21 protein-coding genes and 3 pseudogenes are annotated in these 25905 nt (G+C 70.8%); 12 read left to right on the plus strand and 12 right to left on the minus strand.

The window, feature by feature from the left end:
• Positions 1 to 159: 159 nt before the first annotated feature.
• Complete coding sequence (locus tag ACFYW8_RS20150) at positions 160 to 915, minus strand: hypothetical protein (RefSeq protein WP_389076922.1); 756 nt, start codon at positions 913 to 915, stop codon at positions 160 to 162.
• Between the two features lie 389 nt (positions 916 to 1304).
• Between ACFYW8_RS20150 and trpS the strand changes: the two genes are divergently transcribed.
• Together trpS and ACFYW8_RS20160 are read left to right on the plus strand one after the other, a co-directional pair.
• Entirely contained in the window at positions 1305 to 2318 is a 1014-nt protein-coding gene (gene trpS / locus ACFYW8_RS20155) for a tryptophan--tRNA ligase (RefSeq protein ID WP_365870747.1), read from the plus strand.
• A 226-nt stretch (positions 2319 to 2544) separates the two neighbouring features.
• Complete coding sequence (locus ACFYW8_RS20160; RefSeq protein ID WP_365870746.1) at positions 2545 to 3126, plus strand: 2'-5' RNA ligase family protein; 582 nt, start codon at positions 2545 to 2547, stop codon at positions 3124 to 3126.
• Positions 3127 to 3223: 97 nt separating this feature from the next.
• Here ACFYW8_RS20160 and ACFYW8_RS20165 read toward each other — a convergent pair whose 3' ends face one another.
• Both ACFYW8_RS20165 and ACFYW8_RS20170 read right to left on the minus strand, forming a co-directional pair.
• Entirely contained in the window at positions 3224 to 3979 is a 756-nt protein-coding gene (locus ACFYW8_RS20165; RefSeq protein ID WP_389076930.1) for a decaprenylphospho-beta-D-erythro-pentofuranosid-2-ulose 2-reductase, read from the minus strand.
• A 50-nt stretch (positions 3980 to 4029) separates the two neighbouring features.
• The gene (locus ACFYW8_RS20170) at positions 4030 to 5379 is read right to left on the minus strand and encodes an FAD-binding protein (RefSeq protein WP_389076933.1); all 1350 of its coding nucleotides are present in this window, start codon (positions 5377 to 5379) and stop codon (positions 4030 to 4032) included.
• Positions 5380 to 5707: 328 nt separating this feature from the next.
• On the opposite strand from ACFYW8_RS20170, the gene ACFYW8_RS20175 reads away from it, so the two are divergent.
• From ACFYW8_RS20175 to ACFYW8_RS20190, 4 genes and pseudogenes are all read left to right on the plus strand, one after another.
• Entirely contained in the window at positions 5708 to 6217 is a 510-nt protein-coding gene (locus ACFYW8_RS20175; protein WP_389076939.1) for a phosphatase PAP2 family protein, read from the plus strand.
• On the plus strand, positions 6210 to 7154 hold the full coding sequence (locus ACFYW8_RS20180) for a decaprenyl-phosphate phosphoribosyltransferase (RefSeq protein WP_365870743.1): 945 nt from the start codon (positions 6210 to 6212) through the stop codon (positions 7152 to 7154). Before ACFYW8_RS20175 ends, ACFYW8_RS20180 begins: the two co-directional genes overlap by 8 nt.
• An 86-nt stretch (positions 7155 to 7240) precedes the next feature.
• Positions 7241 to 7453 (plus strand): annotated as a pseudogene (locus ACFYW8_RS20185) (GtrA family protein); the annotation flags it as partial.
• Positions 7441 to 8355, plus strand: a pseudogene (locus ACFYW8_RS20190) (YihY/virulence factor BrkB family protein); the annotation flags it as partial. The pseudogenes ACFYW8_RS20185 and ACFYW8_RS20190, both read left to right, overlap by 13 nt.
• 178 nt (positions 8356 to 8533) lie before the next feature.
• Here ACFYW8_RS20190 and ACFYW8_RS20195 read toward each other — a convergent pair.
• Complete coding sequence (locus ACFYW8_RS20195; protein WP_389076944.1) at positions 8534 to 9847, minus strand: D-alanyl-D-alanine carboxypeptidase family protein; 1314 nt, start codon at positions 9845 to 9847, stop codon at positions 8534 to 8536.
• A 112-nt stretch (positions 9848 to 9959) separates the two neighbouring features.
• On the opposite strand from ACFYW8_RS20195, the gene ACFYW8_RS20200 reads away from it, so the two are divergent.
• Both ACFYW8_RS20200 and ACFYW8_RS20205 read left to right on the plus strand, forming a co-directional pair.
• Positions 9960 to 10202 carry an SCO4848 family membrane protein gene (locus tag ACFYW8_RS20200; RefSeq protein ID WP_365870740.1) on the plus strand — a complete coding sequence of 81 codons (243 nt, stop codon included), beginning with the start codon at positions 9960 to 9962 and terminating at the stop codon, positions 10200 to 10202.
• A 16-nt stretch (positions 10203 to 10218) separates the two neighbouring features.
• Positions 10219 to 11694 carry a metallophosphoesterase gene (locus tag ACFYW8_RS20205; RefSeq protein ID WP_389076954.1) on the plus strand — a complete coding sequence of 492 codons (1476 nt, stop codon included), beginning with the start codon at positions 10219 to 10221 and terminating at the stop codon, positions 11692 to 11694.
• Positions 11695 to 11808: 114 nt separating this feature from the next.
• On the opposite strand, the gene ACFYW8_RS20210 is transcribed toward ACFYW8_RS20205, so the two are convergent.
• From ACFYW8_RS20210 to ACFYW8_RS20220, 3 genes are all read right to left on the minus strand, one after another.
• Positions 11809 to 14076 (minus strand): sulfatase-like hydrolase/transferase, encoded by a 2268-nt coding sequence (locus ACFYW8_RS20210; RefSeq protein WP_389076959.1) that lies wholly within the window; start codon positions 14074 to 14076, stop codon positions 11809 to 11811.
• Positions 14077 to 14468: 392 nt separating this feature from the next.
• Entirely contained in the window at positions 14469 to 15923 is a 1455-nt protein-coding gene (locus tag ACFYW8_RS20215; RefSeq protein ID WP_365870737.1) for a HAMP domain-containing sensor histidine kinase, read from the minus strand.
• Positions 15920 to 16612, minus strand: coding sequence for a response regulator transcription factor (locus tag ACFYW8_RS20220; protein WP_389076967.1), 693 nt, complete (start codon positions 16610 to 16612; stop codon positions 15920 to 15922). The genes ACFYW8_RS20215 and ACFYW8_RS20220 overlap by 4 nt, the downstream gene beginning before the upstream one ends.
• 164 nt (positions 16613 to 16776) lie before the next feature.
• Here ACFYW8_RS20220 and ACFYW8_RS20225 point away from each other — a divergent pair, with 164 nt between their 5' ends.
• Positions 16777 to 19191: an MMPL family transporter gene (locus ACFYW8_RS20225; RefSeq protein WP_389077284.1), complete on the plus strand. Its 2415-nt coding sequence runs from the start codon at positions 16777 to 16779 to the stop codon at positions 19189 to 19191.
• A 57-nt stretch (positions 19192 to 19248) separates the two neighbouring features.
• Here the strand turns inward: ACFYW8_RS20225 and ACFYW8_RS20230 are convergent, their stop codons facing one another.
• The 4 genes and pseudogenes from ACFYW8_RS20230 to ACFYW8_RS20245 form a co-directional block, all read right to left on the minus strand.
• Positions 19249 to 20064 carry a TetR/AcrR family transcriptional regulator gene (locus tag ACFYW8_RS20230; RefSeq protein ID WP_389076971.1) on the minus strand — a complete coding sequence of 272 codons (816 nt, stop codon included), beginning with the start codon at positions 20062 to 20064 and terminating at the stop codon, positions 19249 to 19251.
• A 9-nt stretch (positions 20065 to 20073) separates the two neighbouring features.
• Positions 20074 to 20598 (minus strand): thiol-disulfide oxidoreductase DCC family protein, encoded by a 525-nt coding sequence (locus ACFYW8_RS20235; protein WP_389076975.1) that lies wholly within the window; start codon positions 20596 to 20598, stop codon positions 20074 to 20076.
• A gap of 5 nt (positions 20599 to 20603) precedes the next feature.
• Entirely contained in the window at positions 20604 to 21011 is a 408-nt protein-coding gene (locus ACFYW8_RS20240) for a hypothetical protein (protein WP_365870733.1), read from the minus strand.
• Positions 21012 to 21171: 160 nt separating this feature from the next.
• A pseudogene (locus ACFYW8_RS20245) lies at positions 21172 to 21586 on the minus strand (VOC family protein).
• 145 nt (positions 21587 to 21731) lie between these two features.
• Between ACFYW8_RS20245 and ACFYW8_RS20250 the strand changes: the two are divergent.
• From ACFYW8_RS20250 to ACFYW8_RS20260, 3 genes are read left to right on the plus strand one after another with little or no spacing between them, the layout of a single operon-like run.
• Positions 21732 to 22382, plus strand: coding sequence for a Uma2 family endonuclease (locus tag ACFYW8_RS20250; RefSeq protein WP_389076982.1), 651 nt, complete (start codon positions 21732 to 21734; stop codon positions 22380 to 22382).
• A gap of 48 nt (positions 22383 to 22430) precedes the next feature.
• Positions 22431 to 22823, plus strand: a complete 393-nt coding sequence (locus ACFYW8_RS20255) for a hypothetical protein (RefSeq protein WP_365870730.1) — start codon at positions 22431 to 22433, stop codon at positions 22821 to 22823.
• On the plus strand, positions 22820 to 25285 hold the full coding sequence (locus ACFYW8_RS20260) for a DUF4132 domain-containing protein (RefSeq protein WP_389076987.1): 2466 nt from the start codon (positions 22820 to 22822) through the stop codon (positions 25283 to 25285). The genes ACFYW8_RS20255 and ACFYW8_RS20260 overlap by 4 nt, the downstream gene beginning before the upstream one ends.
• Here ACFYW8_RS20260 and ACFYW8_RS20265 read toward each other — a convergent pair whose 3' ends face one another.
• A complete protein-coding gene (locus ACFYW8_RS20265; RefSeq protein WP_389076991.1) occupies positions 25286 to 25897 on the minus strand; it encodes a Uma2 family endonuclease in 612 nt (203 codons plus the stop codon).
• Between the last annotated feature and the right edge of the window lie 8 nt (positions 25898 to 25905).

Here is a 25905-nt window from a genome sequence, read left to right on the forward strand (position 1 = left end):
CACGGCACCGGGGCCGGACCGGTCCGGCCCCGGACCGGCACGGGGGCCGGACCGATGACGGGCCGCCCGGCCCGAGGCGCTCGGACCGGCTCGGGTCACGTCGGCTCGGGTCACGTCGGCTCAGGTCGGGCCCGGCTCAGGTCGGGCCGGGCCGGCCGGTCACTGGACTTCGATCAGCTCCTGGCGGGGCCCCAGCAGTGACCCGCCGTTCTCACGCCGGGCCCGGACCGCCGCGTTGCAGATGAACCACGTGGCCCCGGCGCCGAGCGCCACGCCCGCCGCGAGTCCGGGCACCGCCCAGAACCCGGGGTCCAGTTCCACCTTGGCGGCGGACACGGTCGACCCGGAGCCGAAGAGCCTTCCGTCCTTCGTCAGCTCGTCGAACACCGAGCGCGACGCCGGATGCCAGCGGATGTCGTGGTTCATCGAGTCCGGCGACAGGTTCGACCGCACCCACGGCGTACCGTCCAGGGCGATGTACACCTGGTCCTGGCGCTCCATGGTGACATCACCGCCGGGTGTCCGATGTGCGGTCCGTGTCCCGCCCTCGTTACCCGTGACCCCCCAGATCACCGTGGCCTGCGGTTCGGGGAGGTGGCCGTCCCGCCACCCGTCGGGCGCCTTCTGCGTTCCCGTGTACCGGGGAGACAGCAGCCGCCACAGCCGTCCGAAGTCCGGGTCCTCGTTGTGCAGCGTGGTCGTCCGTCCCGTGTCACCCGCGATCGTCAGGGCGACGTCAGGGCTGTCCCCCGAGGTGCGCTCCACAGCGTGCTCCGCGCTCTCCAGGACCGCCGGTGAGACCACCGGCGCACTCGCCGCCGGGCCGGCCAGGGCGGACGGTGCCGTCGACATCACCGCCACGGCGGTCGCCCCCAACGTTCCCATCACCGTGACCAGTTCACGAAGCCCGCGCATGGAACCCCCAACCGGCCGACGCAGAGTCGGCCCGCACACCGTTGTGCCAAATCCTGGGTACACCGCCGGGGGCCCGCCGGGGTTCCCCTCGACGGCGACGTCCGAGCAGTGCTCCGCCCTGCCGAATCCGGCTACCTGGCGTTTCGGCATTCTTAAGCTTCCGGGACCTCGAAAAACACCCCCTCCAGCAGGAATGTCACCTCACCGTTGCACTTCTATGACGGCGAGTGTTCGAAAACCGCTCAGGTGAGCGAAACGGTCACCGTCTGTGCCGACCGGCCGGAGACCCGGAGGGCGCCGTTCCAGGAATCGCGGCGCCGCCCCGACAGGGACCCATGACTTTCCGGCCAGTTCCGGAGCGGGCCCCCGTACCTGAGAGAATGGTGAGCATGGCCTCTGACAGTCCTCGCGTGCTCTCCGGAATCCAGCCCACGGCAGGCTCGTTCCACCTCGGCAACTACCTCGGCGCCGTCCGTCAGTGGGTGGCGCTCCAGGAGTCCCACGACGCCTTCTACATGGTCGTCGACCTGCACGCGATCACGATTCCGCAGGACCCCGCGGACCTGCGTGCCAACACCCGGCTCGCCGCGGCACAGCTGCTCGCCGCCGGTCTCGATCCCGAGCGCTGCACGCTGTTCGTCCAGAGCCATGTCCCCGAGCACGCGCAGCTCGCCTGGATCATGAACTGTCTCACCGGTTTCGGCGAGGCGGCCCGTATGACCCAGTTCAAGGACAAGTCCGCCAAGCAGGGCGCCGACCGCGCGAGCGTCGGCCTCTTCACGTACCCGGTCCTCCAGGTCGCGGACATCCTGCTGTACCAGGCCAACGAGGTCCCGGTCGGTGAGGACCAGCGCCAGCACATCGAGCTCACGCGCGACCTCGCGGAGCGTTTCAACGGCCGCTTCGGCGACACGTTCACGATCCCCAAGCCGTACATCCTCAAGGAGACGGCGAAGATCTTCGATCTCCAGGACCCGTCGATCAAGATGAGCAAGTCGGCGTCGACGCCGAAGGGCCTCATCAATCTGCTCGACGACCCGAAGGCGACCGCCAAGAAGGTCAAGAGCGCGGTCACCGACACGGACACCGTCATCAGGTATGACACGAGCGCCAAACCGGGTATCAGCAACCTGCTGACCATCTACTCGACGCTCACCGGGACCGGGATCGCGGAACTGGAGGAGAAGTACACCGGCAAGGGCTACGGTGCGCTGAAAACGGACCTCGCCGAGGTCATGGTCGACTTCGTGACACCGTTCCGGGAGCGCACCCAGCAGTATCTGGACGACCCGGAGACACTCGACTCGATCCTGGCCAAGGGCGCCGAGAAGGCGCGCGCCGTCGCCGCCGAGACCCTCGCCCAGGCATACGACCGGGTCGGATTCCTGCCCGCCAAGCACTGACGGCCGAGGCCGCCACCGTAGGCGCGGCCGTGCCCCGGCGTACGGCGGGGCACGGTCCTCTACCACAGCACCCTCGTCAGTCAGTACGAGACGAGCGCGACACTCCTACGACGGCCGATTGCGGGTCATACCGCCGTACAGTCGAAAGCCGGGCGGGCCGGCGAACCGCCTCCGCCCGCGCAGCACCACCGAACAGCCCTGACCATCGACAACGACAGGAGACGACGTGGGGACCGTAACGATCGGTGTTTCGATCGCGGTCCCGGAGCCTCACGGCAGCCTGCTCCAGGAGCGGCGCGCGGGCTTCGGCGACCCCGCGGCTTCCGGCATTCCCACGCACGTCACCCTGCTGCCGCCGACCGAGGTCGACGCCTCGGCGCTTCCCGCGATCGAGGCGCACCTCGTCGAGGTCGCGGCCGCCGGGCGCCCGTTCCCGATGCGGCTGTGCGGCACGGGCACCTTCCGCCCCCTGTCGCCGGTCGTGTACGTACGCGTGGCCGACGGCACGGAGGCCTGTACCTGGCTGCAGAAGCAGGTCCGGGACGCCTCGGGACCGGTCGCCCGTGAGCTGCAGTTCCCGTACCACCCCCATGTCACCGTGGCGCACGGCATCGACGACGAGGCGATGGACCGCGCCTTCGAGGCGCTCGCCGGGTACGAGGCCGGATGGCCCTGCACCGGGTTCGCCCTCTACGAGCAGGGCGCCGACGGCGTGTGGCGCAAGCTCCGCGAGTTCGTCTTCGGCGGCGCGGTGGTGCCCCCGCAGGCGTGCGCGCCCGAGCGGGACACCACACTCCCGGCGCTCTAGGACGACCGGCCCGTCCGCTCCGGGTCCCGGCCCGCGGGGTGCCGGTCTCTGGTCTCGGGCGCCCCGCTCTCCGTGGTCCCCGCCCGTCGGCGGAACCTCAGACGGGCAGCCGCCGGAACACCGCTCTCGGCGTGTGCCGCAGCGCCGACATGACCATCCTGAGCGCGCCCGGCACCCACACGGTCTCGGACCGGCGCCGCAGCCCCAGCTCGATCGCCGCGGCCACCGCCTCCGGAGTGGTCGACAGCGGCACCTCCGGCAGATGGGCCGTCATCCGCGTACGGACGAACCCGGGGCGTACGACCATGACGTGCGCGCCCGTGCCGTACAGGGCGTCGCCGAGGCCCTGTACGAAGGCGTCCAGGCCCGCCTTGCTGGAGCCGTAGATGAAGTTCGAGCGGCGGGCGCGTTCGCCCGCGACCGAGGACAGCACCACAAGGGAGCCGTGCCCCTGCGTCTGCAGTGCCCGTGCGCACACCAGGCCGGACGACACCGCGCCCGTGTAGTTGGTCTGCGCCACCCGAACCGCCGCGACCGGTTCCTTCTCGTCGACGGCCTGGTCGCCGAGCACCCCGAAGGCCATCAGCACCATGTCGATGTCGCCCTCGGCGAAGACCTTGCCGAGCACGGCCTCGTGGGATTCGGGATCGAGGGCGTCGAAGGAGACGGTACGCACGTCCGCGCCCAGTCGCCGCAAGTGCTCGGCGGCCTCCTCCAGGGCGGGCGTCGGCCGTCCGGCCAGCCACACCGTGCGGGCGCGCCGGGTGATCAGCCGGCGCGCGGTGGCCAGCGCGATCTCGGACGTGCCGCCGAGGACCAGCAGGGACTGGGGGATTCCGAAGGCGTCCTTCATGACAGCTCCTGGGGACGAGGGGACGAGGACGGGCGGCCGGGAAGGGTGCTCTACAGGCCCAGGCGGCGGGCCAGGTCCGAGGTGAAGACTCCCCGTGGGTCCAGCTCCCGGCGCAGGGACCGGAACGCGCCGAGCCGCGGATACATCGCGGCCAGCAGCTCGGGCCGCAGCCGCGCGTCCTTGGCGAGGTACACGCGCCCCCCGGCGCCCGCCACCTCCTCGTCCAGTTCGTCGAGGAAGGCGCCGAGGCCCGGCAGGTTCGCCGGGAGGTCCAGGGCGAGGGTCCAGCCGGGCACGGGGAAGGACAGCCAGCCCGGATCGCCCTCTCCGAAGCGCTTCAGGACGGCGAGGAAGGACGGACAGCGGCGCTCGGAGACGCGCCGCACGATCCGGCGCAGCGTCTCCTCCCGGCCGTGTCCGACGACGAACTGGTACTGGACGAAGCCGCCGCGCCCGTAGACGCGGTTCCAGTGCGGCACCCCGTCGAGGGGATGGAAGAAGGCGGGGATCCGCTGGAGTTCACCCGTCCGGGCGCGGGGCGCCTTGCGGTACCAGAGCTCGTTGAAGAGGCCCACCGTCGTCCGCCCGAGGAGCCCTTCCGGTACGAAGGCGGGGGTGGCCGGCAGGTGTGAGGGGTGGAACGCCAGCGGGTGTCTGCGCGCGCGTGGGGGCAGCGAGTCCAGCGGCGCGTGATCGCCGCGGGTCAGGACCGAGCGCCCCAGCCGCGCCCCGCGCGCGAGGAGATCGATCCAGGCGACCGAGTAGCGGTACCGGTGGTCGGTGGCGGTGAGGCGGGTCATCAGGTCGTCCAGGTCCACCGCGCGTTCGGTGTCGACGCGCATCACGGCGGTCTCCACCGGCTGGAGGCGGACGGTCGCCGTGAGGATCACACCGGTCAGGCCCATGCCGCCCGCCGTGGCGTCGAAGAGGGGGGTGCCGTGTCCGACCGTCCGGATCTCGCCGTCCGCGGTGAGCAGCTCGAAGGACGGGACGTGGCGGGTGAACGAGCCCGACCCGTGGTGGTTCTTGCCGTGGATGTCCGCGCCGATCGCGCCGCCCACGGTGACGTAGCGGGTCCCCGGTGTCACCGGCACGAACCAGCCGAGGGGGAGCAGGACCTCCATGAGCCGGTGCAGGGACACCCCCGCGTCGCACAGCACCGTGCCGCCGTCCACGTCGATGGTGTGGATCCGGTCCAGGCCCGTCATGTCGAGCACCGCCCCGCCCGCGTTCTGCGCGGCGTCGCCGTACGCCCGCCCCAGTCCCCGGGCGATCCCTCCCCGTGCCCCGCACTCCCGGACGGCCCGCGCCGCCTCCCCGTACGTGCGCGGGCGCACCAGACGGGCGGTGGTCGGGGCGGTGCGGCCCCAACCCGTGACGGAGACGGTGTCGGCAGGCATGACCGTGACCGTAGCGCCGTTGAGGGTGCGTTTCGGGGCAATCCACCCAGCCCTCACAAGCCCTCACCGAAATGGGTGATTAATGGGATGTCGTACGAGAATATCGTAATTCTGCGACCCCTCCCTAGAAGAGTGGGATCACGTGACGACTCCTCCCGCTCGTGAACGAGGGGGCTTCGCACTCGACTCCGAGGGAGTTCATGACGGCCACGCCCTGACCGCTTGCCGAAGGCGGAAGCAAAGCCTCCTGCGCCGCTTCACCGGCTCCGGCACTCAGGACGCGTTTCCCGCCCGGCCCGAAGGCCGGGATTCCCACGCAAGGAGAGAGATGGATCGCCGACTCGATGGCGTGGACCGTCGGCTGCTGTCCGCGGTCCACGCGTACGGCAGGGACCCGCGCGTCGCGGCCGTCGCGTGCGTCCTGTCCCGGAGCGGGGAGCACGGCGCGCTGTGGCTCGCCGCGGGACTCGCGGGGGCGGCCACCGACCGTGAGCGGCGCGGCGCGTGGTTGCGCGCGACGGCGCTCACCGCCTCCGCGCATCTCGCGGGCATGGGGGTGAAGCGGATCGTGCGCCGCCCGCGCCCCACGCACGTGGCGCCCCGGGTCCGCACGGCCGGACGGCACTCCTTCCCCAGCTCGCACGCCACCTCCGCGACCGCCGCGGCGGTCGCCTACGGCGCGCTCGGCGGGTACGCCGTCCCGCCGATCGCCGTCGCGATGTGCCTGTCACGCCTGGTCGTCGGCGTCCACTACCCCACGGATGTCGCGGCGGGCGCGGCCCTGGGCGCCGCGGCGGCCGGACTGGGCGCCCGCTGGATCGGGGCCGGCCATGGCTGAGCGCACGGCGCTTCTGGAGCGCACCCCGGCCGTGGCCCCACCGCCGAGGAACCTGACCGGGCTCGTCCGGGGCCTCGTCAGAACCACGCGTCCGCGCCAGTGGGTGAAGAACGTGCTCGTCGCGGCCGCCCCGGCCGCGGCGGGCCGGCTCTTCTCGGCGCACGCGCTCGGTCGACTCGGCCTCGTCTTCGCCCTGTTCACGGTCTGCGCGGCCGCCGTGTACCTGATCAACGACGCCCGGGACGCCGTCGCCGACCGCGCCCACCCGGTGAAGCGCCACCGCCCGGTCGCCGCGGGCCAGGTCCCCGTCCCGGTCGCGTACGCCGTCGGGGGCGCCCTCGGGGTCCTCGCGCCCGCCGTCGCCGCCTGGTTCTGCCCGCCGGCCGTCTGCGCGCTGCTGATCGCGTACGTCGGCATGCAACTGGCCTACTGCGTCAGCCTGAAGCACGTGCTCGTCGTGGACCTCGTCGTCGTCACGACCGGGTTCCTGATGCGGGCGATGATCGGCGGTCTGGCCCTCGGCATCCCGCTGTCGCGCTGGTTCCTGATCACCACCGGCTTCGGGGCGCTGTTCATGGTCTCGGCGAAGCGTTACTCCGAAGCCGTGCAGATGGCGGGGACGGCCGGTGCCACGCGCGCGTTGCTCACCGAGTACACGACCGGCTACCTGTGCTTCGTCTGGCAGCTGGCCGCCGGGGTCTCCGTCCTCGGCTACTGCCTGTGGGCCCTGGAGGGCGGCGGGGTGCCGAGCACCGGTGTGCTGCCGTGGCGTCAGCTGTCCATGGTCGCCTTCATCCTGGCAGTCCTGCGCTACGCCGTCTTCGCCGACCGGGGTACGGCGGGTGAGCCGGAGGACGTGGTCCTGCGCGACCGCCCGCTCGCCCTCATCGGCCTGGTGTGGCTGGCGATGTACGGGCTCGCGGTGGCGAACTGGTGAGCGCCACGGAGGACCGGCCCGGCTCCGGGCTCCGCGACGCGGGCGGGGCGGGCGTCGCGGCCCCGGGACCGCCGTCATGGAACCGGTACGTGATCTTCTTCGCGGTGAACATCGCGGGCGCGCTCGTGCAACTGCTCTGCCTCGCCGTCGGTCACTACGGGCCCGGGTTCACCTCACCGCCCGCGGACACCGTCTCGGGCGCGGGAATCGGCATGGCGTTCGCCACTGTCCTGCGTTTTTGGGGTACCCGGTCACTGGTTTTCCGAGGCGAGGGCAGAGTTGGATCATGGACTGGCTGAAAAGGATTCCCGGCGTAGGACCTCTGGTCGTCAGCCTGATGGCCACGCACGCGTGGCGGTCGTACGAGCGGCTGGACCGGGTGAAATGGACACGGCTCGCCGCGGCGATGACCTTCATCAGCTTCGTGGCGCTCTTCCCGCTGCTCACCTTGGCCGCGGCGATCGGGGCCGCCACGCTGAGCAGCGGGCAGCAGAAGGACCTCCAGGACAAGCTCGCCGAGCAGGTGCCGGGCATCTCCGACCAGCTCGACATCCAGGGCCTCGTCCAGAACGCCGGCACCATCGGGATCATCGCGGGCGCCCTGCTGCTGATCACCGGCATCGGCTGGGTCGGCTCGATGCGGGAGTGCCTGCGCGCGGTCTGGGAGCTGCCCGACAGCGAGGAGAACCCGTTCGTGCGCAAGCTCAAGGACGGCGGAGTCCTCGTCGGTCTCGGCGGCGCCGTGCTGCTCACCATCGCCGTCTCCACGCTCGCGTCCACGGCGATGGGCTGGTCGGCGCGGCACCTGGGCCTCGACGAGCACGGCTGGGGGAGCACCCTGCTCCAGGTCATCGCCTTCGCGGTGGCCGTGCTCGCCGACTTCCTCGTCCTGCTGTACGTCCTCACACTGCTGCCCGGCGTCGAGCCGCCGCGCCGCAGGCTGATCGTCGCCGCGCTGATCGGCGCCATCGGGTTCGAGCTGCTCAAACTGCTGCTCAGCGGCTATATGCGAGGCGTGGCGTCGAAGAGCATGTACGGCGCCTTCGGGGTGCCGATCGCGCTGCTCCTGTGGATCAACTTCACGTCGAAACTGCTCCTGTACTCCGCCGCCTGGACGGCGACGCCGAGCGGGGCGTCGGCACGGGAAGCGGCGGGTGCCGACGAGCCCGCGGGGCCGGATGCGCCCGCGGGGCCGGACGATCCGGCCGGCTCACCGGATCCGGCCGGCTCACCGGATCCGGCCGGCTCACCGGATCCGGCCGGCTCACCGGAAGCGTCCGGCCCGCGGGAACCGTCGGACTCCGCCGATCAGGCCGGCTCGGAGGGCCGGAGGGCCTCGGGGGCTCCGAAGAACGGGAAGGCTCCGGAGCCCCGGGTGGTCAGCGGCGGCGGCGCATCAGGTCCGGCAGCGGCCAGCGGCGGTTGACCAGGAAGACGCCCGCCGCGAGCAGAAGGAGGAAGCCGCCCGCGAGGCCGAGCGCGACGCCGATGCCGCTCGAACCGCTCTTCGCCGCGCCGGAGGAGGCCGCCACCGGCTTCGTGGAGGCGTTCGCGGAGTTCGTGCCGGAGCCCGCGTCGGAGCTCGCCCCGCCCGATGCCTTCGCGCCCGGCTGAGCGGTGGTGTCGACGCCCTTGGGCGCGACGAGTTCGCCCACCGGCTGGACCTTGCCCGCGGCCTGGAATCCCCAGTCGAGCAGCCGAGCGGCCTCCTTGTAGACCTCGTTGTGCTCCTTCTTCTCCGGGTTCATGACCGTGACGAGCAGCACCTTGCCGTCGCGCTCGGCGACGCCCGTGAAGGTGGCGCCCGCGTTGGTGGTGTTGCCGTTCTTCACGCCCGCGATGCCCTGGTACACGGTGACGTCGCTGTCACCGGACAACAGCCGGTTGGTGTTCTGGATCTCGGAGGACGCGCGGCTCGTCGTGCCCTTCTTGTTCTTGGTCGTCGCGCCGGGGAACGTCGCCCGCACCGTCGAGCAGTACTCCCGGAAATCCTTCTTCTGGAGCCCTGAACGGGCGAACAGCGTCAGGTCGTACGCCGACGACACCTGGCCCCCGGCGTCGTAGCCGTCCGGGCTCACCACGTGCGTGTCGAGGGCCTGGAGGTCCTCGGCGTGCGCCTGCATGTCCTTGACCGTCCGGTCCACGCCGCCGTTCATCGCGGACAGCACATGTACGGCGTCGTTGCCGGAACGCAGGAAGACACCGAGCCACAGGTCGTGGACGGTGTACGTCTCGTTCTCCTTTATGCCCACCATGCTGGAGTCCGCGCCGATGCCCGCCAGGTCGGAGGGGGCCACCTTGTGCGAGGTGGTCCTCGGGAACTTGGGCAGCACCGTGTCGGCGAACAGCATCTTCAGGGTGCTCGCCGGGGGCAGCCGCCAGTGGGCGTCGTGCGCGGCCAGGACGTCGCCCGACTCCGCGTCGGCGACGATCCAGGAACGGGCGGTGATGTCCTTGGGCAGGACGGGGGCGCCGCCGCCGAGGTTCACCTGACTGCCGGGCCGGCCGAGTCGCTCACCACCGAGGGTCGACATGTTCGCCGGGGGAGTTGCGGACGGCGAGGCCGTGGGGCTCTCGGTCGGGGCCACGTCGTCGGCGGCGTCGGCGAACGCGGGCGCGGTGAGCGAAAGGGTCAACAAGGAGGCGGAAGCAACCAACAGGGATCGTCGGATGGTCTTTTTCGAGGCGGGCACGATCGAGAAAGTACAGGGGTCATGACCGGAAGTCCCATCACCATTCGGGGAAGCAGTCTCGCCCTCTCCACCCCGGCGCCGGATCACGGTGGGCGACGGCGATACTGAACGCATGAAGCTCAGCCGCCCCGTGTCCTGGTTCCTGCTCGCCTTCGGAGTGTGGAGTTGGGTCATTTGGGTCACTTTCGTCAAGAATCTCTGGAAAGACGCCAGCGGGCTCGCGTTCGATGGCGCGGGCGATCCGACGGCGTACTTCTGGGTGCATCTGACGCTCGCCGTCGTTTCGTTTGTCTTGGGGACGGCCGTCGGGGTCATCGGGTTGCGCGGCGTACGCGCTTTGCGCCAGACGTCATAACCGGGGATACGACGTCATGGTCATCTTGTTCGTGTTGGCGGGCGTGGCCGCGGCGGCCGTGCTCGGCGGACTCCACCGGTATGCCTGGCGGAGGCTGATCCGGGACACCACGAGCGGCCCCGGAGCGGTCCGCCGGGTGGGCGCGGCCGTCTTCGCCGCCGGGCCGGTGCTGATGATCGGCGCCGTCGCGAGCGAGCGTGCGGGTGCTCCTTTCTGGCTCCAGCAGACGCTGTCCTGGCCGGGGTTCCTGTGGATGGCGCTGGCCCTCTACCTCCTGCTGGCGCTGCTGGCCGGGGAGGTCGTACGGCCGCTGCTGCGGTGGGCCGTGGAGCGCGGGGCTGCCGGACGTCAGGAGACCGACGGGGCCGCGACCCCAGCCGCGGCCGAGGGTGCGCGGCCGGGCGGGACCGTACGTTCCCGCCCCGGCGCGTCGCCTTCGCCGGAGCCCGCGGAACAGCCGGCACCGGCGGGACAGCCGGAGCCTGCGGCGCAGCCGGCACCGGTGGAACAGCCGTCGGCACCGGCGGAACAGTCGAGACCTACGGAGTCGGCAGGGCCGAGGGAACCGGCTGGGGTGACCGGGTCGGCAGAATTGGCCGGAGCGGCCGGAGCGGCCGGAGCGGCCGGAGCGGCCGGAGCCGCCGGAGCCGCCGAGGTCGATCGGGCGCCGTCGCGGCGTCTCTTCGTCTCGCGGATCGTGGGCGGCGCGGCCGCGGCCGTCGCGGTGGGGACCGTGGGCTACGGGACGTACGGCGTCCTGCGCGGGCCCGCGGTGAAGCGCGTCACCGTGCCGCTCGCCAAACTGCCCCGGTCCGCCCACGGTTTCCGGATCGCCGTCGTGAGCGACATCCACCTGGGGCCGGTGCTCGGGCGCGGGTTCGCCCAGAAGGTCGTCGACACCATCAACTCCACGCAGCCCGACCTGATCGCCGTCGTCGGTGACCTGGTCGACGGCAGTGTGAAGAACCTCGGCCCCGCGGCCGCACCGCTCGCCCGGCTGCGAGCCCGGCACGGGTCCTACTTCGTCACCGGGAACCACGAGTACTTCTCCGGAGCCGAGCAGTGGATCCGGGAGGTGCGGGAGCTGGGGATCCATCCCCTGGAGAACGCGCGGACCGAGCTGGCCGGATTCGACCTCGCCGGCGTGAACGACCTGCAGGGCCGGAGCGAGGGGCACGGCCCCGACTTCGGCAAGGCGCTCGGGGACCGGGACATGACACGAGCCTGTGTGCTGCTCGCACATCAGCCGGTGCAGATTCATGAGGCGGTACGCCACGGGGTCGACCTTCAGTTGTCCGGACACACGCACGGCGGACAGCTGTGGCCAGGGAACTTCGTCGCGGCCGCGGCCAACCCGACACTCGCGGGCCTGGACCGCTACGGCGACACGCAGTTGTACGTCTCCCGGGGCGCCGGAGCCTGGGGACCGCCGACCCGGGTCGGCGCGCCCTCGGACATCACGGTCGTCGAGCTGGCCTCGCGCCAGGCCTGAGAGGCCGCTGCGGAACGGGCCTGAAATGATCATTGGCCCCCTGCGCGTTCCGTCCGCGGGCGGCGGTGACGGCCCTCGCCGTAACCGCCGCCCGCGGATGAGCAGTTGGCACCTCTACGGGTGCGGAGTGGATCCGTACGCCGTCAGGAAGCGGTCACGGAAGGCGTTCATCTTCCACACCGGAGCGTTGTGCTCGGGCTGCAGGCCGTCCGTCCAGCCCCAGTCGGCGATCTTGTCGAGCACCTTCGGATCCTTGGCGATGATCGAGACGGGCACGTCGCGGCTGGCGTTGGCACCGCTGACCCGGGCGATCGGCTGGTGGTCGCCGAGGAAGATCAGCACGGTGTTCTTGTTGCCGTACCTCACCAGGTAGTCGATGAGGCTCGTCACCGAGTACTGGATCGACTTGCCGTACTCCACCTTCGACTTCGGCGAGCTGGTGATGATGTCCGCGGGCTTGTTGCCGGCCTTCTCGATGGCGTCGTAGATCGTTCCGTCGCCGACCTGGTCCTGGGGAACCGTCTTGGGGATCGGCGCCCAGGGCTGGTGGCTGGAGGTCAGGATGATCGTCGACATCAGCGGCTTGTCGTGCTTCTTGCTGTGCACCAGGCGCTCGAACGCGGTCAGGGCGTACTGGTCGGGCATGGTCGACCAGCTGAACTTCGGCCCCTTGTAACCGAGGTGGTTGGCGTCGTAGAGCTTGTCGATGCCGTAGTACTTCTGCTCGGGCCAGGCCTTCTGGATACCCGGCATGACGCCCACGGTGTCGTAGTCACCGGTCTTCTTGAAGGCCTCGGTCAGGGTCAGGTGTTTGCCCGCGGTCACGGTGCGGTACCGCTGCTGGTTGCTGATCCACAGGCCCGACAGGAACGTGGAGTGGCCGAGCCAGCTGCTGCCGCCGTACGTCGCGGAGGTGAGCCAGCCGCTCTTCGCCGCGAAACCGGCCTGGGTCAGCTTGCTGTTCTCCGCGGTCAGTGTCGCGTCGACGCCCGGCGCCATGACCGGGTCCTCGATGGCGCTGCGGCCGTAGCTCTCGATGAACGTGATGATCATGTCTTTGCCGCGCAGGTCGGTGAGCAACTGGCTGGGCGGCGTGTTCGCGAAGTTGTCCTTCTTGGAGATCTTGGCGAACTCGGCCTCGTCCCGCAGCGTCTGCCGCACTTGCTGCGCCTTGAACTGGAGGGCCTGCATGGTGTGCTCCGAAGCGATGGGCACGCCCGCGGCGTACTGGACGCCCAGCGCCGCGCAGGTGACCCAGGCGATCGCCAGTATCAGCGTCGTGCGGGTCGCCGACTCGGTGTTCCGGGCCGCCAGGTTGCCCAGGCGGACCACCGACATCGTCATGAGGGCGAGTATGGCGAGCACGAGGGCCACGGCCAGGGCCGCGATGCCGAGCGCGCCGCCCGCGCCGAACGTGTCCTGGAGGTATCCCTGCGCATCGCTGAAGAGCGACCAGTCGAGGACGAGGTTGAAGCCTCGCCCGAGGTATTCGTTGAAACCGATGTCGAGGAAGTTCACGACGGTCATCACGCCCAGGCCGAGCCCGGCGAACACCGCCACGGCGATCCGCGGCTTGCGGGGCAGGACGATCAGCAGGGCGGCGCCGAAGATCGCCTCCACCGGGAGACGCACGAAAGCGGCCGCCCGGAACTTGTCCGACTGGGTCGGCATGAGCAGCGCGAACAGGACGAGTGCGACGGCGGCGAGGGTCGTGGCCCACGCGAGGGTGCGGGCGGCGACGGGATACCGGTCCCGCCACCCGCGCCACCGGCCGCGTACGGGCGGCTCGTCTCCCGGAGGCTCCTCTCCGTCAACGGCCCCGTCACCGTCTACGTCCCCGACGGCCGGGTCCGGGGCCTGCGCGCACGGGCCCGAGGCTTCGACGGTGTCCGCGTCGGCTTCGGCCGACTCCTCGGCCGACTCCTCGGCCGAGGTCACGGTCGCGGTTCCGGTCGAGACCGCTTCGGCGGAGCTGTCGGCGGGGGCATCGTCCGCGGCACCCGCCTCGACCGGGCTCTCGGCCCCGGTGTCCTTGCCGGTGCCGGTCCCTGCCGGGGCTGCCGGCTCAGCGGCAGCCGGTTCCGCCGGAGTCCCGTCCGGGTCCTGCGGGTGGATGGAGGCGGCCCCCTCGGTCGGCGCGGCCGGGGCTGTCGCGCCGGTCGGGATGCCCTCGGGGGCCGCCTCGGCCGCTGCCTCCCCCTCGCCCGAGGCGGCGGCGTCCTTGTCCGTGTCCGCGGCCGGATCCGTGACCCTGTCCGAATCCGTCTCCGTCTCTGCCTCCGCCTCCGTGTCCGAGGCCGCGAGCGGCTCCGGCGTCGGCTCGTCGCGTGGAGGCGCCTCGTCCGTGTTCGGCAGCTGTCGAGAGCTCGTTTTGAACGACAACCCGGCGGTCCTTCCGTGCGATGCGTCGTGGTGGCGTGGCGGGGCCATCGGAAGAGACCGATTCGCCCTCATCGTGGTGTACGGGGACGTGGCGGCCCGTGTTCAACCGCTTCGGTCAGCTTCTGCCCAAGTCCGTTCCCGCAGGTCACGGCAGTGCGAGCGAGGACGTCCCGGCCCGCACGGCAGACCCGTCAGAGCCACTGGCCCGGCGTCGTCACCCCTGCCCCACGGGCGTCGGCACGCTCGTCCCGTCCCGCGCGGCAGACCCTGGCAGGGCCACGGCCCGGCGTCGTCACCCCTGCCCCACGAGCGTCGGCACGCTCGCCCACCGAGTCCGCAGTGTCGCCGGACGAACCGCCGTCGGCGATCTCGCCGCACCGGCGTCCGCGCCCTCACCGCACCGGCAGCGTCACCGTCACCGCCAGGCCCTCACCAGGGGCCGTCCGTACCGCGACGCTGCCCCCGTGCGCCCTCACCACGCCCTGCACGATCGCCATTCCGAGCCCGCTGCCCGCGCCGCCTCCGGCCCGGAAGAAGCGGTCGAAGACACGCGCCGCGTCCTCCTCCGCCAGCCCGGGCCCCTTGTCCGCGACACACAGCCGTATGACACCGTCCGCGCGCTCCAGAGCGAGCCGCACCGGTACGTCGTCGGGCGTATGCGTGCGTACGTTGCCCACGAGGTTGCCCAGTACCTGCCGCAGCCCCGACTCGTCGGCCTGCACCAGCAGCGTGCCGTCGGCGCCCACCGTCACCGGACGGCCGGGCTGCTGGGCGCGCAGGTCCTCGGCCGCGTCCCGCACGAGCCGGCTCAGGTCGACGGTCCTGAAGCGCAGTTCGGGCCGTTGGTCGAGACGGGCCAGGGTGAGCAGCTCGTCGACGAGCCGGCCCATGCGGTCGGCCTCCGCGTTCATCCGGTCCCAGGCCCGTCTGCGCTCGACGGGATCGGTCAGCATCCCCTTCTCGTACAACTGGAGGTAGCCGCGGATCGCCGCCAGCGGTGTGCGCAGCTCGTGCGAGGCGTCGCCGACGAACCGGCGCAGCTGGGCGGCGCTGTCCTCACGCGTCCGGTAGGCCGACTCGACCTGGTGCAGCATCGAGTTGAGCGCGAGCCGCAGCTGTTCGACCTCCTGGGTCGGATGATGGCTGGAGGGCACCCGCCGGGTCAGATCGCCCTCGGCGATGGCCGACGAGGTCTCCACCATGGCCTCCAGCGGCAGCATCCGGCGGCGCACGCTGAACATCGTCAGGCACGCGAGCAGTGCCAACAGCAGGGTGCCCACGGTCAGATCGAGCTTGAGCGCCTTCGCTATGCCCTTGTGCAGCCCGTCGGTCGACGCGGCGAACAGGACGTACGTCCCGTCGGCGAGCCGTGCCCCGGTCGCCCGGTAGGCCGCGCCGCGCACGGTGATGTCGCGCGGTTCGTCGGCGCGGGCGAGCGCGGCCGGGTCGTCCACGGCGGCGGCGAACGCCCGTTGTGTCCGGGTGGGTTCGAAACCGGCCACCTCGACGGCCTCGCCGCGCCGGTCGACGGCCGCGAAGATCGAGTCCGGCTTCGGCGACTCGTCCACCGCGGGCCCGATCCGGTCGCGGACGAACGCGAGGGCGCTCAGCGAGTCGATCTGGCTCATGGTGAGCCGCGAGACGCCCAGCGACTGCCGGGTCTTGGCGAGTTGCGTGTCCACCTGGTCGAGCAGATAGTGCCGCATGCCCATCAGGCTCACGGCGGTCGCCACCACGATGCCCAGGGCCAGCAGTCCGACGTTCGCGATGGTCAGTTTGCCGCGCAGTGAGTGGACGCCGTGCTTGTAGCGCGGGGGGCGGCAGCCGGGCCGGACGGGCGGGTTCACGCGAGTCCGTATCCGACGCCCCGGCGGGTCTGGATCACCGGTGGCCCCAGCGGTTCGAGCTTGCGCCGCAGATAGCTGATGTACGTCTCCACGACCGTCGACTCGGCGGAGTGCTCGTACTGCCATACATGGCGCAGGAGTTGTTCCTTGGGCACGATCCGCCCGCCGTTGCGGACGAGGAAGCGCAGCAGCGCGTACTCGGTGGGAGTGAGCTCGACCGTGGTGCCCGCGCGGTGGACCCGGTACGTCGTCTCGTCCAGCTCCAGATCGCCGTAGCGCAGCGGCGGGCGCTGCGGCAGGACGTCGTCGGGCCGCGTACGGCGAAGGACGGCGGTGATCCGGGCCACGACCTCGTCGATGTTGAACGGCTTGGTGATGTAGTCGTCGCCGAAGCCGAGCGCGCCGACGATCTCGGCGGGCGCGTCCCGCGCGGTGAGGAAGACGACGGCCAGGTCGGGCTGCCGCAACCGCAGTTCACGGCCGAGCGCCCGGCCGTCGCCGTCCGGGAGCATCACGTCGAGCAGCGCCGCGTCGGGGCGGGTGCGCTCGGCGAGCGCGAGCGCCTCGCGGACGGTGCCGGCGGCCATCACCTCGAAGCGGTGGTAGCGCAGCGCGATGGTGAGGACGTCCGCGATGCTCGGCTCGTCCTCGACGACGAGGATGGTGGCTCCCTCGTGGGCGACGGTCATGTCCCCAGTATCGGCGGGGCCACCGACAGCGGGAGCCGTTCGCCCCTTGGAGTTCCTTGAGAGTCATGGGCGGGTCATGTCCACGCGTACGCGTCGGCGCCAATCCTGTTGCCCAGGACCTGGGGGACCGACCGACCGACTAAGGAGCGTTGAACGTGGCGGCATTGGCACGGTGGTGCTATCGGCACCGGCTGGTGGTCCTGTTGCTGTGGGTGGGTGCGCTGTTCGGTCTCGGCTTCGCGGCGACCACCGCGGGCACGGACTACGCGAACGTGTTCTCCCTCCCGAACACGGACTCCAAGCGTGCGTACGACCAGATGGAGAAGGCCTTCCCGAACAGCGCGGGGGACACCGACACGGTGGTGTGGAAGGTCGACGCGGGCACGGTCAGGGACGCCTCCGTGCGCTCCCGGATCCAGCCCGTGCTGGACGAGATCGCCGGGATGAAGGGCGTGGGCAAGGTCGCGGGGCCGTACCAGGGTGAGCGGGGCGCCGCTCAGATCAGCCGGAACGGCAGGATCGCGTACGCCCAGATCACCTTCGCCGAGCAGGCGAACGCCGTACCCAAGGAACTGGTGCAGAAGGTCGTCGACACCGCGCAGGGCGCCGAACGCGGCGGACTCCAGGTGGAGTTGGGCGGCCAGGCGATCCAGCGCGTACAGGAACCGCCCACCGGGCTCGCCGAGATGGTCGGCATCCTGGCCGCGGCCGTCGTCCTCTTCCTCGCCTTCGGTTCGCTCTTCGCCATGTTGCTGCCGATCGGCATCGCGATCTTCGGGGTCGGTACGGGGCTGTTCTCCACGCAGTTGCTCAGCCACTCCACGGCCATCCCGGACCTCGCCCCGCTGCTGGCGACGCTGATCGGCCTCGGAGTCGGCATCGACTACGCGCTGTTCATCGTCACCCGGCACCGGCGCGGCATCCTGCGCGGCCTGGCGCCGGAGGAGTCGGCGGTCGTCGCCCTCAACACCTCCGGCCGGGCGGTGCTGTTCGCGGGCGGCACGGTGTGCATCGCGCTCGCCGGCATGCTCGTGACGAACCTCCGCTTCCTGGACGGCGTGGTCATCGGCACCTCCCTCACCGTCGTGTTCAGCGTGCTCGCGGCCACCACTCTGCTGCCGGCGCTGCTCGGGCTCCTCGGCACCCGGGTGCTCAGCCGCCGCCAGCGGCGCAAACTGGCGGCGCGGGGGCCCGAACCGGAGCGGGCGAGCGGTGCCGCGGCCCGCTGGTCGATGACCGTGCAGCGCCGCCCCCGTACGATCGCCGCCCTCGCGCTGGTCGTGATGGCGATCCTCGCGATCCCGGTCCTGTCGCTGCACCTCGGCGCCACCGACCAGGGCAACGACGACTCCACGACGACGACCAGGAAGGCCTACGACCTGCTCGCCGAGGGCTTCGGACCCGGCTTCAACGGCCCCTTGCAGGTGGTCGTGACCGACGGCGACACGGCCGCCCTGGTCAAGAGCATCGACGGTACGTCCGGAGTCGCCGCGGTCGCCGCGCTGCCGCCCGCGAACGGCGTGACGGTGATCCAGGTGGTGCCGACGACCTCACCGCAGTCGACGAGGACCGACCAGCTCATCGACACCCTGCGGGACCGGGTGATCCCGGACGCCGGGGTGACGGCCCATGTCGGGGGCGTCACCGCCGTGTCGAAGGACTTCGCCACCATCACCGGCGACCGCCTGCCCTACTTCGTCGCCACGATCATCGGCCTCGGCTTCCTGCTCCTGCTCATCGCCTTCCGCTCGCTGGTGGTCCCGCTGACGGCGGCGCTGATGAACCTGATCGCCGCCGCCGCGTCCTTCGGCGTCCTCGTCGCGATCTTCCAGTGGGGCTGGGGCCTGGGGCTGCTGGGCCTCGGCAAGGAGGGCCCGATCAACGCCTTCCTGCCCGTCATCATGCTCTCGCTCCTCTTCGGCCTCTCCATGGACTACCAGGTGTTCCTGGTGAGCCGTATGCACGAGGAATGGGTGCACACGAAGGACAACGCGCGTGCGGTGCGGGTCGGTCTGGCCGAGACCGGCCGGGTCATCAACTCCGCCGCCCTGATCATGGTGTGCGTCTTCCTCGCCTTCGTCCTGAGCGGTGACGCGGGAGCGGCGATGGCGGGCGTCGGCCTCGCGGCGGCCGTCGCCCTGGACGCCTTCATCCTCCGTACGGCCCTGGTCCCCGCCGCGATGCACCTGCTCGGCAACTCCAACTGGTGGCTGCCCGCGGGCCTGGACAAGCGGCTGCCGCACCTGGCGGTGGAACCGGCCGAGGCGTCGTCCGAGGAAGCGGCACCGGCCGGTGGCGGCGCGTCGGTCGTCCACGGGTTCGTCCGAGACGCGGAGGGCGCGCCCGTCGACGGAGCGGTCCTCACCCTGCTGTCCCAGGGCGGCCGTCAACTGGACCGGGTGACCTCGCTGGCCGACGGTTCGTACATCGTCTCGGTGCCCGCCCCGGGGAAGTACCTGCTGTCGGCGACGGCCCGTTCGTACGGGACGCGGGCACGGCACGTGGTCGTCACGGACGAACCGCTGGTGCACGACGTGGAGCTGGCGGAGGGAGAGGTGGACGTGGACGCGGTCAACTGAGGCCGCCGGACGCAGTCTTCGCATGATGTGAGGGGTGCCCGGCCTCGCGGGCGCCCCTCACTCTTCCTTCTTCCTGGCCGGATCGGGCAGGGCCTTCGTCATTCCCGGCAGGAAGTCCGTGAACAGCTCGTGCACCTCGTGGACGAGGGGCCGCAGAAGCCGGAAACGGGACAGCTGGACGCCGCGGGTGGTGAGGCGTGCGCCGCGCTCGGCGAGCCGGTAACTGCGCTCGCGGCCCTCCGTACGGTCGAAGACCCAGTACAGGACGAGGCCCATCTGGGAGAGCCACATCAGCTCGGGCAGCACCTCGCGCAGTTCCTCGGGCACCTTGGTCTTCGTCCCGGCCAGCACCTCCTTGTGGACGCTGATGGCCTCCTCGCGCGCGTGCTCCGACTCGGGGGAGAAGGGGCTGAGCGGACTGTCCGGGTCGGCGGCGTTCTTGAAGAACTGCACGGCGAACTCGTGGTACGGCGTGGCGATGTCCAGCCATACCCTCAGCACGCCGCCCAGCCGGGCCTCCAGGTCCGTCTCGCGGTCCAGTACCTCCCGGACCGCCTCCCGGTGTTCGGCGGCGATCCGGTCGTAGAAGCCCTGGATCAGGTGCTCCTTGCCGGCGAAGTAGTAGTACGCGTTCCCGACGGAGACCCCGGCCTCCTGGGCGATGGCCCGCATCGTCGTCTTGTCGTACCCCCGCTCCTGGAACAGCCGCATCGCGGTCTCCAGGATCAGGGCCCGGGTCTGCTCGCTCTTGGCCGGGCTCTTCGTCGTCTCCTTGCCAAGGGACTTGGAGGGCTCGGTGGCCGCGGTGGCCTCGGTGGGCTGGTCGGGTTCGGAGGACCCGATGGGGCCGGGGCTGTCTGTCGGTGCTGGCACGGGACGAGCCTAACGACTGGGAACGGTCGAACATTCGCCGCTGTCGCAGGCGGGGGGTGCGTACGTCCATCCCGCGGTCGGGTCGTAGCTCCACCCGTCGCCCCACTGGTACGCGCCACCGCCCCACCGCCGGGACGTCCGTGATGCCTGCGCCCCGCGCCACTTGGCGGCGGCGAGGGTCGCGCCCCTGGCCAGCCTCGCACCCGTGGGAGTGCTCAGCCGATGGGCCAGCGCCCGGTGGTCGCGCAGCGCCCACAGGGTGACGACCCAGGCGGCGGCACCCTGGTACACCTGCCCGGCGTCGCCCACCACGGTGATCTCGTCCAGGGTGGCGCGGTGATCGAGCCCCGGGAAGCGCAGGGCGGCCTCCTCGGAGCCCGCCGGTACGAACCGGAGCGGAACGAGCTGCGCCTGCCCGGCGAGCCACTGCTTCAGGAAGGCGCACAGGGAGCAGCGCGCGTCGTAGAGGACGGTGAGCCCGAGGACCGGGACGCGCGCGGCGCCCCGGTCCCGGGTGGCTGAGGTGCCGGCCACCGCCCTCACGCCCCGGCCGTGGGGGCGACCCAGTCCGTCGGCCGTACCGGCGGCACCTGCTCCCGCTCCATGACGCCCCGCCGCCGGATCTTGTTCAGCACGTAGACGTTCCCCAGGTGCATGACGCCGAGCACCAGCAGGACGACGCCCAGCTTCGTCGACAGGGCTTCGAAGATCTCGCGGGCGTTGGAGATCTCGTCGCTCTGGTGCAGATAGAGCGCCACGAAGCCCAGGTTGACGAGGTAGAAGCCGACCACCAGCAGATGGTTGACGGCGTCGGCGAGCTTCTCGTTGCCATGCAGGACGTCCGCCAGGAAGATCCGTCCGTTGTGGCTCAGCGTGCGTGCCACCCAGACCGTCAGAGCGATGCTGACCAGCAGATAGATGACGTACGCGACGACTGTGAGATCCATGTCCCCACCCCTTCTTGAACGCGTTCAAAAACACTGTCCGGGATGAATGTAGACCTGCTTTTGAACATGTTCAAGTCGGATCTCGCGAATGGATCGGCCGCGCTCGGGCCGCGGTGCGTCAGCGCCACGTCCAGGGGCGGCGCATCGAGGTGAGCCGGGGCTATCGCTGGGCCCCGCAGGCCAGTTCGGGGCGCTTGGTGTAGTCCGTCAGGCCGATGGCATTGCCCCAGGGGTCCGCGATCTCGACGGTCCAGCCGGTGGTGCCGGAGAAGGGCTCGTCGAGGGGTGTGATGCCCGCGGCGGCCGGCGAGCGGGCCGCCGCGGGCGTCCGGCACCTCCAGCCACAGCCGCGGCGACGCCCACGGCGGCGGCCGGTGGCTCAGCTCCTCGTCCAGCCGCAGCGGCACACCCGGTGTCTCCTTGCCCACCTTCGGCAGCGCGATCCCGGCCTCGTCGAGCCGGAAGGCCGGCGGAAACCCGGCACGCTCGTAGAAACCCACGGCCTCGCCGAGATTCCCGACGGGCAGCAGTGCGTTGTCGAGTCCGAGAAGTTCGTACGACACCGCGTCTGACATGCCATCAGATTAGGAGTGGGCCACGGGGAGACGGGGCGGGGCTGACCGCAGGCCGAACATGTGATCACCCGTTGAGGTGAAGCGCCTCCCGTTCCCCCTGGGTACGCTGAATCGACAGGCGAGACTCCGGCCCATGGGAGCACTGATGAGCGCCGCATCCGAGAACGGGCTCGACGACGAGCCGGCGTACCGCTGGCCGATCCCGCCCCCCGAGGGCTGGACCGCGGACGACCTCGACCGGATTCCGGGCCTCCCACCGCACACGGAGTTGATCGACGGGAGTCTCGTCTTCATGAGTCCGCAGACGGCTTTTCACGGACGGTGCATGCGTCTGCTGGAGAACACTCTCCTGGAGCAGGCTCCGGACCATCTCGATGTCATGCGGGAGATGACGATCAAGCTCGACACCAAGAACCGGCCGGAGCCGGATGTGATGGTGTTTCCGGTGGACGCGAACACGGGGCCGGGCCAGACCTGGTACAAGCCCGAGGACATCCTCCTGGCCGTCGAAGTGGTCTCGCCCGACTCACGCGAACGCGACCGGGAGGTCAAACCCCGCAAGTACGCCGAGGCCGGGGTCCCGCACTTCTGGCGGGTCGAACAGGACGAGGACAAGGGCCTGCCCGTCGTGTACGTCTACGAGCTCGACCCGGCCACCAAGTCGTACGCCCTCACCGGAATCTTCCACGACCGCCTCAAGGCCACCGTCCCCTTCGGGATCGAGATCGATCTGACGGCCATCGGCAGACGGAGGGGCGGTTCGGGGCCGACTGCGGAGACAGCGCACGAGGGCTGATCCGGGCTCGGTGACCGATTGTCAGTGGTGGCTCGTACTCTCGTCGGCATGGGAATGGTGACGTTCGTCGACGAGACGACCAGTGGGGGCCGGGGTGCCGGCTGGGGGATCGAGATCGCCGAGGAGCGGCTCGCGGTGCGCGAGTTGATCCGGCGGCGGGTCTTCCAGGAGGTCGCCGAGTACAACGCGCGCATGCCGGAGGTGTTCCAGGGGCTCGTGCAGCCCGAGGACACCGAGCGGGTGCTGAACGGCTACGCGCTGCGCACGCCCCGCCGGATAGACCCGGAGGCGCAGAGCGAGCTGGCGCTCAAGGCCTTCGCGGGGAACGGCTTTCTGGTGCTCGTGGGCGAGCGCCAGGTGACCGACCTCGACGAGGAGATCGAGTTGGTCCTGGGCACCGAGGTCACGTTCCTCAAGCTCGTCGCGCTGGTAGGGGGATGACGATGGCCGACACCAAGACGCATGTGGAGTGGATCCGCTCGCAGGCGGCCGACGGCAACATCGGCGGGCTCGCCACCGACCTCCTCAGGGCCGCACTGGTCAACCCGGGCCAGTGGGGCAGCGGCTGGGACGAGGTCCTCGACCTGCTGAGCGCGCTGCCCGCCGACCAGCGGGAAAGGCTGGCCGGCGCACTGGCGGAGGGCTATCACACGGTGGGCGGCAGATCGGAACCCCGCAACAACGTGCTGACCCTGCTCGCCGCCATCTCCCACGGCCTGACGGAGTACCCGCTCGCCGACGAGCGGGCGACGCAACTGGAGGAACTCGGCAGGCAGAACACCGTCTGGTACGCGACGCGGATGGACGTCCTGGCCGAGGCCGAACTGGCGGCCGGCCGCACACTGGACCCGGCCGTGGTCGCGGTCTTCCGCCGCACGGGCGTTGACACCTACCGCCGCGAGTCCGTCGCGGCCCTGATGAAGAAGCTCACGGAGCCCGTGCTCAACGTCGGTGAGGAATGGGCCGAGCAGGCCATGAGGGACGCCTCCGCGCCCGACTGGCAGGCTCTGCTCGTCCATCTGATGACAGCCACCGCCTCCAAGCCCTCCGCCAAGTGGGACCGGCAGGCACACGCCCTCGTCGAAGCCCTCGGCACCGACCGGGTCCGCGCCGCCGCTCTGTCCTGGCTCGCCCTCGTCGGCCGCCCACGCACCCACCCGCTGGAGCCCAGGTCGTACGAGGCGGACATCAACAGCACCTATGACGCGTACAACGCCAACGCCCTGCGCGGCCTCGCCTGGCTGGTCTCCGTGCTGCCGCCCCACCCCGACACCGCCCGGGCCCTCGGCGCACTCGTCGAGACGTCCCTGAAGAAGGTCAGCGGACTGGGCCCGCGCAATCCGAAGGTCGCCAACGCCGGTGTGATCGCGCTCTCCCGAATCGACGGCGAAGCAGCCCTCGCCGAACTGGCCCGGCTGGCCACCCGGGTGACGTACAAGGCCACGGGCAAGCTCATCGACGGCTTCCTCGAAGCGAAGGCCGCGGCCCTCGGTATGAGCCGGGAGGAGATCGAGGAACTGGCCGTCCCGGCGTACGGGTTCAGCGAGGTGGGGCAGGCCCGCCACGACTTCGGGGAGATCACCGCACTCGTCGGCGTCCAGGGCACCCGCGCCACGCTGAGCTGGCACAACGCGACCGGAAAGGCCGTCAAGAGCGTGCCCGCCGCCGTGCGGCGCGACCACGCCGAGGAGCTCAAGGAGCTCAAGGCGGCGGTCAAGGACATCGACAAGATGCTGTCGGCACAGGTCGAGCGCCTGGACCGGCAGTTCCTCGCCCGGCGCACCTGGACGTACGACACCTGGCGCGAGCGCTGCCTCGACCACCCGCTCGTCGGCACCCTCGCCCGTCGGCTCCTGTGGACGGTCGACGGCACACCGGTCGGGTTCGCGAACGGCGAGCTTTCCACTCTCACCGACGACCCGGTGAAGGAAGGCACGGAGGTCACCCTCTGGCACCCGGTCGGCCGTGAGCCCGCCGAGGTCGTCGCCTGGCGGGACTGGCTGGAGCGGCACGAGATCACCCAGCCCTTCAAGCAGGCCCACCGTGAGGTGTACCTCCTCACCGACGCCGAGCGCGCGACGGCCACGTACTCCAACCGCTTCGCCGCGCACTTCGTGCGCCAGCACCAGTTCAACTCCCTTGCCGCCGTCAGGGGATGGCGCAACAAGCTCCGCCTCTGCGTCGACGACGAGGCGCCCCCGGCCACCCGGGAGCTGCCGCAGTGGGGGCTGCGCGCCGAGTACTGGATCACCGGCGACGGCGAGTACGGCGAGGACACCACCGAGTCCGGCAGCTATCTGCGGCTGCGCACCGACCAGGTGCGCTTCTATCCGATCGACGCGCCCGAGAACTCGGCGCACTGCTACGGCGGTGAGTACCGCATGCCGCTGTGGGACGGCCGGGACCCGGTGGAGCCACTGCCCCTCACCGACATCCCGCCCCTCGTCCTGTCCGAAGTCCTGCGGGACGTCGACCTGTTCGTCGGCGTGGCCAGTGTCGGCAATGACCCGACGTGGCAGGACGGCGGCCCCGGCGGCCGCTTCCAGGAGTACTGGACGTCGTACGGCTTCGGCGATCTGACCGAGACCGCGCAGACCCGCCGCGCCCTCCTCGACCGGCTGATCCCCCGGCTGGCGATAGCCGACCGCTGCACGCTGGAGGGCCGCTTCCTGCACGTGAAGGGCGAGCGGCACACGTACAAGATCCATCTGGGCTCGGGGAACATCCTGATGACTCCGAACGACCAGTACCTGTGCATCGTCCCGAAGTCCGCCGTGGGAGAGCCCCGGACCGGCTACCTGCCCTTCGAGGGCGACCGGATGCTGGCGCTGATCCTCAGCAAGGCGATGCTGCTGGCGGACGACCTGCGGATCACGGATCCGACGATCCTGAGCCAGTTGTGATCAGGAAGCCGGTTCGGGGCCGCCCGCTGCGAGGATCTCGGCCACGTCGAGGCTCACCTTGGCGCCGAGGGAGTCGGGGAGAGTGACGATTTCGCCGGGGGCGTGGATGCGGTGGTTGCCGTATCCGCCCTCGGCCGGGTCGGTGAGCACGTGGAGGCGCTGGTGCTTGCGGTCGACGATGACGTACACGGGCACGTCGGAGGCGGCGTACGCGGAGACCTTGGTGCGCAGATCGGACTGGTAGTTGCTGGACGTGACTTCCAGGACGAGGCGGAAGCACATGGGGTCGTAGCAGTTGTTCTCGACGCAGCTGTCCCGGTAGTCGGCATCCACCACCGACAGGTCCGGAATCGCATAGTCCTCCGTGCCACTGGGGAGCCACAGCCCGACCCCCTGGAGCACTCGTGTTCCGGAAGCGTGCAGCCCAGCCGTCAAGAAGGGGACGGTGAGACTGGTCAGGGCCTCGGCGTGAGGGCCGTCAGGCGGCGGGGACACGAGGATCTGGCCTTCGATGATCTCGACGCGGTAGCCCGGGTTGCGGTCCATGAGACGGTTCGCCTCCGCGATCAGCGGACGGTCGTCGTGGGGCCGCTCGACGGATGCTGCGGACATCACGTGCC

This window comes from Streptomyces sp. NPDC002742 (assembly GCF_042888885.1).
Classification (GTDB): domain Bacteria; phylum Actinomycetota; class Actinomycetes; order Streptomycetales; family Streptomycetaceae; genus Streptomyces.

Bases quoted from the DNA above. Each gene is read 5' to 3' on its own strand.
- ACFYW8_RS20175 (WP_389076939.1), top strand. From the start codon at position 5,708: ATGGATCGCCGACTCGATGGCGTGGACCGTCGGCTGCTGTCCGCGGTC.
- ACFYW8_RS20265 (WP_389076991.1), bottom strand. From the start codon at position 25,897: ATGTCCGCAGCATCCGTCGAGCGGCCCCACGACGACCGTCCGCTGATC.
- ACFYW8_RS20170 (WP_389076933.1), bottom strand. From the start codon at position 5,379: ATGCCTGCCGACACCGTCTCCGTCACGGGTTGGGGCCGCACCGCCCCG.
- ACFYW8_RS20240 (WP_365870733.1), bottom strand. From the start codon at position 21,011: ATGGATCTCACAGTCGTCGCGTACGTCATCTATCTGCTGGTCAGCATC.
- ACFYW8_RS20150 (WP_389076922.1), bottom strand. From the start codon at position 915: ATGCGCGGGCTTCGTGAACTGGTCACGGTGATGGGAACGTTGGGGGCG.
- ACFYW8_RS20180 (WP_365870743.1), top strand. From the start codon at position 6,210: ATGGCTGAGCGCACGGCGCTTCTGGAGCGCACCCCGGCCGTGGCCCCA.
- trpS (WP_365870747.1), top strand. From the start codon at position 1,305: ATGGCCTCTGACAGTCCTCGCGTGCTCTCCGGAATCCAGCCCACGGCA.
- ACFYW8_RS20220 (WP_389076967.1), bottom strand. From the start codon at position 16,612: ATGACCGTCGCCCACGAGGGAGCCACCATCCTCGTCGTCGAGGACGAG.
- ACFYW8_RS20165 (WP_389076930.1), bottom strand. From the start codon at position 3,979: ATGAAGGACGCCTTCGGAATCCCCCAGTCCCTGCTGGTCCTCGGCGGC.
- ACFYW8_RS20255 (WP_365870730.1), top strand. From the start codon at position 22,431: ATGGGAATGGTGACGTTCGTCGACGAGACGACCAGTGGGGGCCGGGGT.
- ACFYW8_RS20200 (WP_365870740.1), top strand. From the start codon at position 9,960: ATGAAGCTCAGCCGCCCCGTGTCCTGGTTCCTGCTCGCCTTCGGAGTG.
- ACFYW8_RS20205 (WP_389076954.1), top strand. From the start codon at position 10,219: ATGGTCATCTTGTTCGTGTTGGCGGGCGTGGCCGCGGCGGCCGTGCTC.
- ACFYW8_RS20250 (WP_389076982.1), top strand. From the start codon at position 21,732: ATGAGCGCCGCATCCGAGAACGGGCTCGACGACGAGCCGGCGTACCGC.
- ACFYW8_RS20260 (WP_389076987.1), top strand. From the start codon at position 22,820: ATGACGATGGCCGACACCAAGACGCATGTGGAGTGGATCCGCTCGCAG.